This window comes from Streptomyces sp. NPDC096205 (genome assembly GCF_044763135.1).
In the GTDB taxonomy this organism is placed as follows: Bacteria; Actinomycetota; Actinomycetes; order Streptomycetales; family Streptomycetaceae; genus Streptomyces.
The window spans coordinates 1-13014 of record NZ_JBIWFS010000003.1 but is presented as its reverse complement, the minus strand read 5'-3'; the positions used below and the strand labels follow the sequence as shown (position 1 = coordinate 13014).

At 72.3% G+C, this 13014-nt stretch carries 7 protein-coding genes; 4 read left to right on the top strand and 3 right to left on the bottom strand.

Annotated features, from left to right (window positions below):
* Positions 1-227: 227 nt before the first annotated feature.
* A complete protein-coding gene (locus ACIQ6Y_RS12405; protein WP_404036448.1) occupies positions 228-3584 on the top strand; it encodes a BTAD domain-containing putative transcriptional regulator in 3357 nt (1118 codons plus the stop codon).
* Here ACIQ6Y_RS12405 and ACIQ6Y_RS12400 read toward each other — a convergent pair.
* Positions 3581-5524 carry a sigma-70 family RNA polymerase sigma factor gene (locus ACIQ6Y_RS12400; RefSeq protein WP_404038272.1) on the bottom strand — a complete coding sequence of 648 codons (1944 nt, stop codon included), beginning with the start codon at positions 5522-5524 and terminating at the stop codon, positions 3581-3583. The genes ACIQ6Y_RS12405 and ACIQ6Y_RS12400 overlap by 4 nt on opposite strands.
* 666 nt (positions 5525-6190) lie before the next feature.
* The gene (locus tag ACIQ6Y_RS12395; protein WP_404036445.1) at positions 6191-6928 is read right to left on the bottom strand and encodes a TetR/AcrR family transcriptional regulator; all 738 of its coding nucleotides are present in this window, start codon (positions 6926-6928) and stop codon (positions 6191-6193) included.
* Between the two features lie 378 nt (positions 6929-7306).
* Here ACIQ6Y_RS12395 and ACIQ6Y_RS12390 point away from each other — a divergent pair, with 378 nt between their 5' ends.
* On the top strand, positions 7307-8668 hold the full coding sequence (locus ACIQ6Y_RS12390) for an NAD(P)/FAD-dependent oxidoreductase (protein WP_404036442.1): 1362 nt from the start codon (positions 7307-7309) through the stop codon (positions 8666-8668).
* A gap of 224 nt (positions 8669-8892) precedes the next feature.
* Positions 8893-10557 (top strand): SpoIIE family protein phosphatase, encoded by a 1665-nt coding sequence (locus ACIQ6Y_RS12385; protein ID WP_404036439.1) that lies wholly within the window; start codon positions 8893-8895, stop codon positions 10555-10557.
* Between the two features lie 83 nt (positions 10558-10640).
* Here the strand turns inward: ACIQ6Y_RS12385 and ACIQ6Y_RS12380 are convergent, their stop codons facing one another.
* Positions 10641-11918, bottom strand: coding sequence for an MDR family MFS transporter (locus ACIQ6Y_RS12380; RefSeq protein WP_404038269.1), 1278 nt, complete (start codon positions 11916-11918; stop codon positions 10641-10643).
* A 122-nt stretch (positions 11919-12040) separates the two neighbouring features.
* Here ACIQ6Y_RS12380 and ACIQ6Y_RS12375 point away from each other — a divergent pair, with 122 nt between their 5' ends.
* Complete coding sequence (locus tag ACIQ6Y_RS12375; protein ID WP_404036436.1) at positions 12041-12589, top strand: MarR family winged helix-turn-helix transcriptional regulator; 549 nt, start codon at positions 12041-12043, stop codon at positions 12587-12589.
* Positions 12590-13014 lie beyond the last annotated feature (425 nt).

Genomic DNA, 13014 nt, shown 5'->3' with positions numbered 1-13014 from the left:
GTGGGCGATGGGGCCAGCCGCGTACGGCGGGGAGGGGACGGGACGGGGGGTTGTCCGCCCGCAGCGGCCGGCGGAAACCCCGAGCACCTCTATGAGGGACCAGATCGCCGGACCGAGGACGGACAACCCCCCGGCCCGTCCCCGTCCCACCCACCCAGCGGATGCGCTACGGCAAGCCCCACCGAAGCCGCGCAGGCCGCCGCAGGCACACCAGCCACAATGACTCGGTGCGGTACAGAATCCTGGGCGTCACCGAGGCAGACGACGACAACGGCAACCCCGTCCCCGTCGGCGGCCCCCGCCTACGCGCACTGCTCACGGCCCTGGCCCTCCACCCAGGCCGCATCACCCCCACCGACACCCTGATCGACGAGGTCTGGCCGGACGACCCACCCCAGGACGCCCCCGCCGCCCTCCAAGCACTCATCGGCCGCCTACGCCGCACCCTCGGCCGAGAGGCGATCGTCTCCGCCCCCGGCGGCTACCAACTCGCCGCAGCAAAAGACGACATCGACCTCCACCGCTTCGAGCACCTCGTCCACACCGGCACCACCGCCCTCACCCACAACGACCCCCACACCGCCGCCCACCACCTCACCACCGCCCTGGCCCTGTGGCGCGGCCCCGCCCTCGCCGACCTCCCGGACCGCACCACCGCCGCCACCCGCCCGGAGGCCCTCCGCCTGGAGGCGACCCGCACCCGCATCGAGGCGGACCTACGCCTGGGCCGCGCCCGAACCGTCGTACCCGAACTGCAGGAACTGACCACCACCCACCCGTACGACGAACCGCTGCAGGCCCTCCTCATCCGAGCCCTGCGCGACACGGGCCGCACGGCAGACGCCCTGGCCGCGTACGAGACGGCCCGCACAGCCCTGGCGGACGCCCTGGGCACGGACCCGGGCCCCCAACTCCGCGCACTGCACGCAGAGCTCCTGCACGGGAAACCCGGCCCCCCGCCCGCCCCCACCCCGCCCGCCCCCACCCCGCCGCTCCCCCCAAGGCGCCCCGAACGGACCGGCAACCTCCGCCCCCGACTGACTTCTTTCGTGGGCCGGGAACTCGAGATCGACGCCGTCCGTTCCGAATTGCACAGGGCCCGACTGGTCACGCTCACCGGACCGGGCGGCTCTGGCAAGACCCGCCTCGCCGAGGAAGCCGCCGCCGGGCTCCCACAGGCCTGGCTGGTCGAGCTGGCCCCGCTCGACCGGCCGGAGGCGGTACCAGGCGCGGTGGTCAGCGCGCTCGGTCTGCGCGAGACCGTGCTGCTGACCAACGACCTGGCCACCCCGCAGGAGGACCCGGTCGCCCTCCTTGTAGAGCACTGCGCAACCCGCAGCGAACTCCTGATCCTTGACAACTGCGAACATGTCATCGACGCGGCAGCGGACCTCGCCGAAACCCTGCTCACCCACTGCCCGGGGCTCACGATCCTCGCCACCAGCCGTGAACCCCTGGGCGTGCCGGGCGAGTCGGTGCGCCCGGTCGAGCCGCTGCTCCCCGACCAGGCACACCGGCTCTTCGCGGAGCGCGCCGCGGCGGTGCGGCCCGACGCCGCGGAGGTGCTGCGGGACACGGAGGCCGTAGCGGAGATCTGCCGCCGTCTGGACGGGCTTCCGCTGGCGATCGAGCTGGCCGCGGCACGGCTGCGGCTGCTCACGCCCCGCCAGATCGCCGACCGGCTGGACGACAGGTTCCGCCTGCTGACCTCCGGAAGTCGCACGGTTCTGCCGCGCCAGCAGACCCTGCGGGCGGTCGTCGACTGGTCCTGGGACCTGCTGGAGGAACCGGAGCGGATGATGCTGCGCGAGGCGTCGGTCTTCACGGGCGGCTGGGACCTCGCGGCGGCGGAGGCGGTGTGCGGCGGGCCGGCCGCGGACCTGCTGGGGGCGCTGGTGGACAAGTCCCTGGTGGTGGCGACCCCGAGCGAGTGGGACGGCGCGGAGGGGATGCGCTACCGCATGCTGGAGACGATCCACGAGTACGCCGTCGAGCGGGCGGCGGAAGTGCCCGAGCAGCGCGCAGAGGCGGAGCGACGGCACCGCGCGTGGGTGCGCGCGTTGGTGGAGGAGGCCGAGCCGAAGCTGCGCTCGGAGGGCCAACTGCCGTGGATCGCCCGCCTGGAGACCGAGTTGGACAATATCCGGGCGGCACTGACCAGCGCCCTCACCGCGGGCGAGGAGGCCGAGGCCGCCGCGATCGCTCTTGCCATGGGCTGGTTCTGGTGGCTGCGCAACTACCGCAGGGAGGGAGCGGACTGGATCACACAGATCCTCACGTTGGAAAGCCCCAACGCGCCCCTCGCAACCCCCCAGTACCCCGCAGCCACCCACAATTCCGCAGCCACCCAGGACCCGGAGCCCACCCCCAACACCGCCGCGCCCACGACCCCTTCCACCCTCACCCCCCTGGACGCCTACCTCACAGCCCCGGCCGACGAGACGAATCACCCCCTCCACCCCCTCCGTATGGACCTGAGGATGCTGCACCTCTTCCTCACCTCGGACTCCGAGCCGGTGGACAGCAATGACGACCCCCGCCGCGAGGAGTACCTCGCCCGGCTGCGGCGGCGCTACGAGCACGGTGGACCGGCGGCGGCCCGGATGCCGGGGATCATCTGGCCGCTGACGGTGTTCCATCTGCGCGGCACCCTGGACCCGAGGCCCGCACTGGACGCGGCGGTCGCCAACTGCCGAGCCCACGGCGGGGACTGGGAGCTGGCGGCCACCCTGATGTTCCGCGTGCACCTCGCCGTCGACTCGGCCGGCGGACTGCAGGGCGTGGACGACGACCTGGCCGAGCTGCGCACGCTCAGCCGACGGGTCGGCGACCGCTGGCTGGGCGCGCAGGTGTGCAGCGCGGCCGGTGAGGCGGCGATGGCCCGGGGCCGTTTCCAGGAGGCCGGGGTCGAGTACCGGGAGGCGCTGCGGCTCGCGCACGAGGTCGGTGCGTATGCCGAGACGCCGTTCCTGGTGGCCCGCCTCGGTGAGATCGCCTATCGCGCGGGCGACCGCGCCACCGCCGTGGCCGCGCTGGACGAGGCCAGCGACGCGGCCGTCCGGTACGGGGTGCCGGAGTCCCGGGCGTTCATGAACCTGCTGCGGGCCTATATGGCCCTGGAGGACGAGGACATCGCGGGCGCGCGGGAGTGGGGCGAGGCGGCTCGGGAGGCTGCCGCGCGCAGCCCACTGCCGCCGCAGTTCACGGCCGCGCTGGACGGGCTCGACGGGTTGGTCACGGCCGCCGAGCGAGGTCCCGAGCACGGGCTGCCACTGCTGGCGGACACCCTGCGCCGGGCGGTGGCCGACCACTGCGCAGACTCGGTCACGGCGGGTCTGACGGAATCGCTGGCGGTCCTGCTGGGCCGGCTCGGCGATCACCCGCGCGCGGCCCGGTTCCTCGCGGCAGCAGACCGGCTGCGCGACGGCCGGCCGCGCACCATGCCGGAGGCCGCCCATGTCGAGCGCACCCTGGCAGCCGTCGGCGAGGCCCTGGGCGCCGAGCGCCTGGAGCGGGAGACCGCCCAGGGGCGGACGCTCACTGTCGACGACGTCCTGGACGAGCTGGAGGGGCGCAGCAGCTAGGAGCAGGTGAACCGCGACTGCGCCCAGTCGGCCAGGGCCATGTGGTCGAAGTGGCTGTGGGGCTCGACGACCAGCTGGATGGTCTTGTAGCCGGTGATGTTCACATGGACGGGCACCGCCGGGTCGCCGCCCTTGATCCGGTCGGACCTCCACAGCGGGACGCCGTCGGCGAGGACGGAGAAGTACACCTGGCCGAGCTTCATGGTCATGTCGTCGACACCGACCACGGCGTCGTAGGCGGTGCACTCGCGGTTGAGGTCGATGATGACGGAGGACTGGCCGTTGACGGTCACGCCGTGTGCGTAGGTCTGCTCGCCGATCGACAGGTTCCGGCGCTGCCACACCCAGCTGCTCTCGCCGAGCCGCATCTCCGGCGCGGTGCCGTCACCGGCGACGTCGTACGCCAGCTCGTTCCACCGGTATACGGCCGGTGGCGGCGGGGGAGTGGGCGTCGGGGTCGGGGTGGGAGTCGGGGTGGGAGTCGGCGTGGGTGTCGGCGTCGGGGAGGGCGTGGGCGTCGGGGTCGGAGTCGGCGTGGGTGTCGGAGTCGGGGTCGGTGTGGGAGTCGGCGTCGGGGACGGCGGCGGCGCGGCCACCACGGGCTCCGGGGTCGGAGTCGGAGTTGGCGTCGGGGTGGGAGTGGGCGCGGGCGGCGGTGCTTCGACGACCGGCTGCGAGGCGGGCGGCTTGGCCACCGGCTCCTTGGGGGTGGTGTCGCCGACCAGCGCGAGCGCGATCGCGGCGGCCGCCACGGCGACCACACCGGCCGCGATACCGGCCTTCACCGGCGCGCCGAGCCCCTCGGAGGCGGCCGCGCCACCCGCGCTGGACCCCGAGGAGCCGCTTGCCGCGGCGGCGGCACCCGCGGCGCCCGCGGCTCCGGCCCCGGTCCCGCCGGCGATGAGCGCGGCGGCCTTGGCGTACCCGGCGGCACCGAACCAGCCGATGACCGCGACCGGCACGACGGCGGGGATGCTGCTGGCGACCTCTTCGATCTGGCTGGCTGCCAGCCGGCACTTGGCGCACTCCTCCAGATGCTTGCGCAGCCCCCGCTCGGCGCGGGTGCGCAGCTTGCGGCGGGCGTACGTGCCGAGCTGGTCGGCGTAGCGGGCGCACTCCTCGTCGCCGGCGAGGGAGGCGCTGACGTGGGCCTGGAGGTAGGCCTGCTTCAGGCCCTCGCGGGCCCGGCTGGCCAGCACGCGCGTGCCGTTGGCGTCGAGGCCGAAGAGCGTGGCGACGGCGCTGGGCGACTCGTCCTCGACCTCGGTGTGCCACAGCACGGCCTGCCAGCGCTCGGGCAGCGACCGGAAGGCCTGCATGGCCATGGACTGCTCGGCCTCGTGCATCGCGAGCACGTCCGCGCCCAGGTGCAGTTCGAGCGTGTCCGTGTCGGAGGTGTCCGACACCCGCGCGGCCTCCGTGGCGAACACCGCGAAGTCGTCGACCAGTTGCTCCCGCTTCGCGGAGTTGGTCCAGTTCGCGGCGACGCGGCGGACGCTGGTGAGCAGATAGGCGCGCACCGCGTGCTCCGGGCCCGAACCGCCGCGCACCGCCTGGAGCATGCGGGCGAAGACCTCCGCGGTGAGGTCGTCGGCGGTGTGGGCGTCACGGCAGCAGGTGCGGGCGTAGCGGCGTACGGCGTCGGCGTGGCGGCGGTAGAGCTCCTCGTAGGCCGAGTCGTCGCCCGAGCGCATCTGCTCGATCAGCTCGGCGTCGGACGGCGGAAGCTCGATGGGCGGCGGCAGCACGCTGTCCTCGCGCCACCCGCCGTCCCGCCGTCCGCGCTGTGCAGGAACGCTTCCCTCGGCGAACACGCCGTCACCCGCAGGAACGCTTCCCTCGGCGAACACGCCGTCACCCGCAGGAACGCTTCCTTCAGCGAGAACACCGCCATCGGCAGACACACTCGCCTCACCGAGGACGCCGTCGTCGGCCGGCATGCCCCCCTGAGTCGGGACGCTTCCCTCGGCCGGGGCACCACCCTGAGCGGGGACGCTGCTCTCGGTCGGCACGCCACCCTGAGCGGGGACGTTTCCCCCGGCCGGCACGCCACCCTGAGCAGGGACGCTCCCTTCGGCCGACACACCACCCTGAGCCGAACCGCTCCCCTCGGCCTGGACGCTTCCCTCGACCGGGGCACCCCCCTGTGCCGGGACGTTTCCCTGGGCCGGGATGCCGTTCTCGGTGGGCAGGGCCCACCCCGCCGGGTCGGCGCCCGACGGTCCGTCGGCGCGGCCGCCCTGGCTCGGCACCTGCGGGGAGGTGCGGTCGCCGGTCTCCGGGTCACCCTCGCCGAGTGACTCGTCCCGCCCGTCAACGCTCATCGCGGAAGCCCCCGCCGCCAGCCCAACCAGTCCCGACCACCGAGCCAGACTGCCACAACGGATTTCGGCGTGGGCCCCGCAGGAACGGATCGACCACTCGTCCGAGGGGATCGAGCGGCGACGAGTACTGGCCGTCACTCTTTCGGGGAAGGAGCAACGGACGCCTGACGCGGAAGAGTTGAAGGGCGGTACCGGACAAGTCCGGTACCGCCCTTCAGGCGGCGGCGGGATCCGGGAGCACCCCGGGCGCCCCGGCCGCCGCCACCTTGCGCGTCACTCCACTCACGCGGGCCGCGAGCGCAGACCCTCCAGCAGGATGTCCAGCAGCCGGGCCGAGGCGGCCGCCTGCTGGGCCGCGTCGGGCAGCGAGGGCGCCGCCGTGGCGATCACCAGCAGCACGTCCGACACCGACACGTCCGGCCGCAGCTCACCGGCCGCACGCGCCCGGTCCACGAGCTGACCCACCACCTCCAGCAGTGCCGCCGCGCCCGAGTCGTCCACCGTGTCGTCCTGCACCAGCCGCAGCTCGCCCGAGCCGGGCTGGGGCTGGCTGCGCTGCTGCGGAACCCGCGCCTCGTCGAGCGGGTCGGCGTCGTCGGCCACGCCGACCCGCAGCACCTGCGGCGGCAGCAGCCGCCCGGCGCCCGAGGCCACGGACGTACGCAGGAAGCGCGACAGCGCCGACCACGGCTCGTCCTCCTGGCCCAGTGCCGCGCGCGCCTGGTCGGTCAGCCGGGAGGTCTCCTCCTCGGCTATCCGGCGCACCAGTACGTCCTTGCTCGGGAAGCGCCGGTACACCGTGCCGACACCGACCCGGGCCCGCCGCGCCACGTCCTCCATCGGCGCGCCGTACCCGAGCTCGCCGAACACCTCGCGCGCGGCACGCAGCACGTGCTCGAGGTTGCGCTGCGCGTCCACACGCAGCGGCGCCGAGCGGGAGCTCTCCCCGCGTCCGTTGCCCACCGCCCCGCCGGGAGCGATGGCAGACGCGGTGGCCCAATGAGAATCCTGAATGTGCATATGAAATCCCCCGGTAATGACGTCTCCCCCCGGAGACTCTCCCCGCCATTTGGATGCCGGAGCGCGCGGAAGAGACACCGGAACCCGGGTCCGCCCGCAGCGGACCCGAAGAGCGCATCCCCCTACACCCCGTCGACATACGAACATAGTTGAGAGAGAGTCAATTCAGAAGGGGCAGGTTCCGCACAGAGCGCCCCCCGATCGGAGTACGAGCCGTATACGTCCCGGTTGCGCCCGCTTGCGCCCCCCACCCCACACCCACTGACCTGCACGCCTTCCCCGTACTCCGGCAATTCGCCCAGCGCGCCGCGCCGACGGCCCCCGGTCACACAAATTGCCGAGGCTGTGGACAAACGAAGGCGCGGGGTGCGTCATGGGATGGTGAAGGAACGTGCGCGCATTCTCGTTGTCGGCGGCGGCTACGTCGGGATGTACACGGCCCTGCGTCTCCAGCGGCACCTCAGAGCGGAACTCAGGCGCGGTGACGCCGAGATCACCGTCGTCACACCCGACCCGTACATGACCTATCAGCCGTTCCTCCCGGAGGCGGCCGCCGGATCCATCTCCCCCCGCCATGTCGTGGTCCCCCTGCGCCGGGTGCTGCCGCACTGCCGGGTGATCGTCGGCGAGGTCACGGCCGTCGACCACATGCGCCGGACCGCCACCCTCACCACCCTCGCCGGCGAGGAGGGCGCCGGACCCGAACAGCTCCCGTACGACGAACTCGTCCTCGCCCCCGGTTCCGTCTCGCGCACCCTGCCCGTGCCCGGCCTCGCCGAACACGGCATCGGCTTCAAGACCGTCGAAGAGGCCATCGGCCTGCGCAACCACGTCATCGAGCAGATGGACATCGCCTCCTCCACCCGCGACCCCGCGGTCCGCGACGCCGCCCTCACCTTCGTCTTCGTCGGCGGCGGCTACGCCGGAGTCGAGGCCCTCGGCGAACTGGAGGACATGGCCCGCTACGCCGCGCGCCACTACCACAACGTCCGGCCCGAGGACATGAAGTGGATCCTCGTCGAGGCCTCCGACCGCATCCTGCCGGAGGTCGGCCCCGACCTCGGCCGCTACACCGTCGCCGAACTGCGCCGCCGCAACATCCAGGTCCTCCTCGGCACCCGCCTGGAGTCCTGCGCCGACCGCGTCGCGGTCCTCAGCGACGGACAACGTTTCCCGACGCGTACGGTCGTATGGACCGCCGGCGTCAAACCGCACCCCCTGCTCGCCGCGACCGGCCTGCCCCTCACCGAACGCGGCCGGCTGCGCTGCACGGCCCAGCTCGCGGTCGACGGCGCCGAGCACGCGTGGGCCGCGGGTGACGCCGCCGCCGTCCCGGACGTCACCGCCGACGACGGCCGCGACTGCGCCCCCAACGCCCAGCACGCACTGCGCCAAGCCCGCACCCTCGGCGACAACGTCGCCCACGCCCTGCGCGGCGAACCCTTGGAGACATACGCCCACAAGTACGCGGGTTCCGTCGCCTCGCTCGGCCTGCACAAGGGCGTCGCCCACGTCTACGGGCGAAAACTCAAGGGCTACCCGGCATGGTTCATGCACCGCGCCTACCACCTCAGCCGCGTGCCCACCGTCAACCGCAAGGCACGCGTCCTGGCCGAATGGACCCTCGCGGGACTGTTCAAACGGGAGATCGTCTCCCTCGGTTCACTCGAACACCCTCGAGCGGAGTTCGAACTCGCGGCCGGGGGAAAGCCTTCAGGCGACCCGAAGGGGTCGTCCTGACCGGAGCCAGGAACTCGACGCACCGGCCGGGCGTCTGACGGATGTCGGCCCGGTCCGCCACACTGCCAGACTGGTCCACGCGTCAGGACGGACCCCCAACCCGCCCTGCGACCCACGAGGCTTTTCCCAAGTGCTGCATTTCCCGGGGACGGCACCCACCCGCGCCCCGGGGGCCCCGGCTGGGTCCGGAGCCGGCCGACGACCACTACACGAGGCAAGGATTCGTGAACTTCACGCGTTGGAGCGCCCGGCTCCCCGGAACGCAGCGCCGCGCCGCAGCGCGGACCGAACCCACGGTCGCTCCCGAGCGCCGAGCGGACAGCCGAGGCGAAGGCTCCGTGCCCGCGGCCCGCGCCGAACAGCCGACCGGCGAACCGTCCCCCGTGCCCGCCGTCGACGACCTGCCGGTCCGCGAGGTCCTCGACCGCGTGCCCGCCCTCGTCGCCCTCGTCCACGGCACCGACCACCGCCTCGCCTACGTCAACGACGCCTACACCGCCGCCTTCGGCCCCAGACCGCCCGGCGAACCCGCGGGCGACGCCCTGCCCGAACTCGTCGAGCTCGGCCTCATGCCCCTGCTCGACCAGGTCCTGCGCAGCGGCAAGCCCCGCACGGTCAAGTCCCGCAAGGCCTGCGACGGCCGGTCCTACACCTTCACCTGCACGCCCGTCACCGAGGGCGGCCCCCACACCGGCGGACCCGGCGTGCTGGTCTTCGCCACCGACGTCACCGACCACGCCGAAGCCGCCGAACGCCTGCGCGCCAGCGAACGCCGCCAGCGCGAGACGGCCGTCACCCTCCAGCGCTCCCTGCTCCCCCAGGAGCTCGAAGAACCCGACGACCTGCGCATCGCCGCCACCTACCAGCCCGGCGGCACCGAGGCCGCCGTCGGGGGCGACTGGTACGACGTCATCACCCTCGGCGGCGGCCGCACCGCCCTCGTCATCGGCGACGTCATGGGCCGAGGCGTCCGGGCGGCAGCGGTCATGGGCCAGCTCCGTACGGCCGTCCGCGCCTACGCCCGTCTCGACCTGCCCCCGCACGAGGTCCTCCAGCTCCTCGACGGCCTGGCCACCGAGATCGACGCCAACCAGATCGCCACCTGCGTCTACGCCATCCATGACCCGAACGAGGGACGGCTGGTCTACTCCTCGGCCGGGCATCTGCCCATCCTCGTGCGCGACGAGAGCGGCACCGTCCTGCGCGCCGACGAACCCACCGGCCCGCCGCTCGGCACCGGCGGCTGGATGCACGCCTCCGGCTCGGTCCCCCTCGGCCCCGGCGCCACCGCCGTCCTCTACACCGACGGCCTCGTCGAACGCCGCGACGAGGACCTCGACGAAGGCATCGCCGCCCTCGAACGCGCCCTGTCCGGAGCCACCGGCAGCCCCCAGGTCGTCTGCGACCGCCTGCTGCGCTCCGCCGGCGTCGCCGCCGACCACGACGACGACGTGGCCGTCCTCGTCCTCCAGCAGCCTGCCCGCACCGGCGCGGAGAGTGACCTCTTCCGCAACGCGGCGCTGGAGCTGCTGGGCGGTGTGGAGGCGGCTCCCCGCGCCCGTGCGTTCGCCTCCGGCGTGCTGACCAGTTGGCGGTTCCCGACCGAGCTGCACGATCTGGGCGTCCTGGCGGCGAGCGAGCTGGTCGCCAACTCGCTCCAGCACGGCACCCCGCCGATGCGGTTGCGGCTGCGCCGCACCGACCGACGTCTGATTGTCGAGGTCACCGACGGAGACGATCATCTGCCCCGACGACGGCGGGCCGAGCCCGGGGACGAGTCGGGCCGAGGCATCGCGATCGTCGCCACGATCGCCTCCAGCTGGGGGTGCAGGCGTACTCCCGGTGGGGGCAAGGCCGTGTGGTGCGAGTTCGCTTTGCCGAAGGGGTGACAGAACGGCCGACCGAGGGGGTGGTCTCTGCCCTCGGCCGGCCGTCCGTCGTCCGTGGTTGATCGCGCAGTTCCCCGCGCCCCTCAAGCCTCTGCCGGCACGGTCTCCGTACGAGCGCGGCCGCCCCTCGCCACCACCCGGGTACGAGCCACCCACGGGTGGTCCTGCGCCTCGGTCAGGCGTCGGCCCAGGCGTATGGCCAGGACGCTGATGCCCAGGGAGAACAGCAAGAAGGTCACGATGTACGGCGCGTGCAGGCTGGCGCCCATCGGGCCGCCCACCGCCGGGCCGACGGCCAGAGCCAGCTGCTTCACCAGGGCGAAAGCCGAGTTGTACTGACCGGCCATCCCCTCCGGAGCCAGGTCCGCCACCAGCGGCGCCACGGTCGGCGACAGCATCGCCTCGCCGAGACCGAACAGGGCGTACGTCGAGACGAACGCGGCCGTCGCCATCGCCTGGCTGGTGTGCCCCAGCCCCGCGTACCCGGCGGCGATCCACGCCACGGCCCAGATCAGACCCACAGCCGCGATCACCCGCGACCGCCGGCGCCGCTCGACGAACTTCAGCACGGCGAACTGCGCGACGACGATCATCGCGGTGTTGGCGGCCAGCGCGGTCCCCAGCGCGGACGTCGATATCCCGGCGGCCTCGACGCCGTACGCGCTCAGGCCCGACTCGAACTGTCCGTAGCAGGCGAAGAAGAGCACGAAGCCCAGAACCATCAGCTGCACCATGGCGCGGTTGCCCAGCAGCTGGTTCCAGCCGCCCTTGGCCGACTGCGCCGGGCTGTCCTCTATACGGGGGGAGTGCGGCATCCGCACGGTCGACATCACGACGACCAGCAGCAGGAACATCGCCGCCTCGATCGCGAAGAGCAGGGTGAACGACGACACGTGCGAGGTGTCGACCAGGTGGCCGCCTATCAGGCCGCCCACACCGAGGCCCAGGTTCTGCAGGAAGAACTGCATCGCGAACGCCCGCGACCGGGTCTCCGCGGACGAGCAGTCCACGATCATCGTGGCCAGCGCCGGCTGCATCACGGCCTGACCCGCGCCCAGCGCCGCCGCCGACAGCAGTACGGTCGCCGCGCTGCCCGACAGACCCAGGCTGAGCGCACCGAGGGCAGCCGTGACCAGGGCCGTGAGCAGCACCGGAAGCGGGCCGCGCCGCACGATCGCCCGACCGGCGAACGGCAGCACTATCAGCGCGGCCACGGCGAAGACAGCGAGGACGAACCCCGCCGTCGTGGCACCCAGACCCCGCACCTGCGCCACATAGACGTACAGGTAGGGGACCGTGAAGCCGAGACCGAACGCGCTGAGTGCGTTGCCCACGTGGATCCGGCGCAGCGCTGCGCCCATCTCCCTGGTCACGTTCACCTCTCTCAGTAGTTAGGAGTGAAGACTTCGAAACTAAACTTCGAAGCTAAAGAGTACATGTCCAAGGACTTCGATGCCAAGCCGCTCCGTGCGATACTTCGGCCATGGGCGACAACCCCGGCATCAGCGAGCCGACACTCGAAGAACAGATCGCCGCCTACCAGCGCGAGTTCCAGGACCTCGACCCACAGGTCGAGAAGATCGTCTCGGCGCTGTCCCGCCTGAACCGGCGGATGAACGTCGCCTACGGCCGCCAGACCTCCGCCCTCGGCATCAGCAACGCCGAGTGGGAGGTCCTCAAGGCCCTCGTCCTGTCCGGCGCCCCCTACCGCATGGGCCCCAGCGACCTCGCCAAGCGCCTCGGCCTCACGCCGGCCGCGATGACCCACCGGATCGACCGGATGGTCGCCGAAGGTCTGGTCACCCGGGAGCGCGACGAGTCCAACCGGGTCCGCGTCATCGTGGAGCTGACACCCGAGGGCCGCGAGAAGTGGCTGGAGGCCATGCGCCTCGCCTCCGTCTTCGAGGAGGGCCTCCTCCAGGACCTCACCCCGGCCGAGCGAACCGTCCTCGGCGAAGTGCTCGCCCGGCTGCTGCGCCGTGTGGAGGACGCCCAGCCGGACGCCGGCGGCCGCCTCACCGACCTCGACTGAGCAGGTCACAGGCCGTCCCGGGAGGGCACTTGACACGCCCCTCCCCGATGCGTAAAGTTCTTCGGGTTGCCACGGAGCCGTAACGGTTCTGCGACAGCACCTCCCGCCGCATCAGCGGCAACAAACCACTCAGCAAGATCTCCCGACGGGGTTGATTTCGGCTTGCCCGAATTCAATTCGAATGGGGTTCTGCGACCCCGATCCACTCGATTGGGAATCGCGGAGCGGATCCGCTAAGGTTTGAGACGTCGGAACGGCCCAAGCGGCCGGGAAGACAAACCCCCTGACTGGGAGTCAGACGCCGAAAGGATCTGATAGAGTCGGAAACGCCGGAAAGGGAAACGCGGAAGCGGGAACCTGGAAAGCACCGAGGAAATCGGATCGGAAAGATCTGATAGAGTCGGAAACGCAAGACCGAAGGGAAG

Coding starts and splice junctions, on each gene's coding strand:
- ACIQ6Y_RS12400 (WP_404038272.1), bottom strand. CDS start 5,524: ATGCCGGCCGACGACGGCGTCCTCGGTGAGGCGAGTGTGTCTGCCGAT.
- ACIQ6Y_RS12395 (WP_404036445.1), bottom strand. CDS start 6,928: ATGCACATTCAGGATTCTCATTGGGCCACCGCGTCTGCCATCGCTCCC.
- ACIQ6Y_RS12390 (WP_404036442.1), top strand. CDS start 7,307: ATGGTGAAGGAACGTGCGCGCATTCTCGTTGTCGGCGGCGGCTACGTC.
- ACIQ6Y_RS12380 (WP_404038269.1), bottom strand. CDS start 11,918: ATGGGCGCAGCGCTGCGCCGGATCCACGTGGGCAACGCACTCAGCGCG.
- ACIQ6Y_RS12375 (WP_404036436.1), top strand. CDS start 12,041: ATGGGCGACAACCCCGGCATCAGCGAGCCGACACTCGAAGAACAGATC.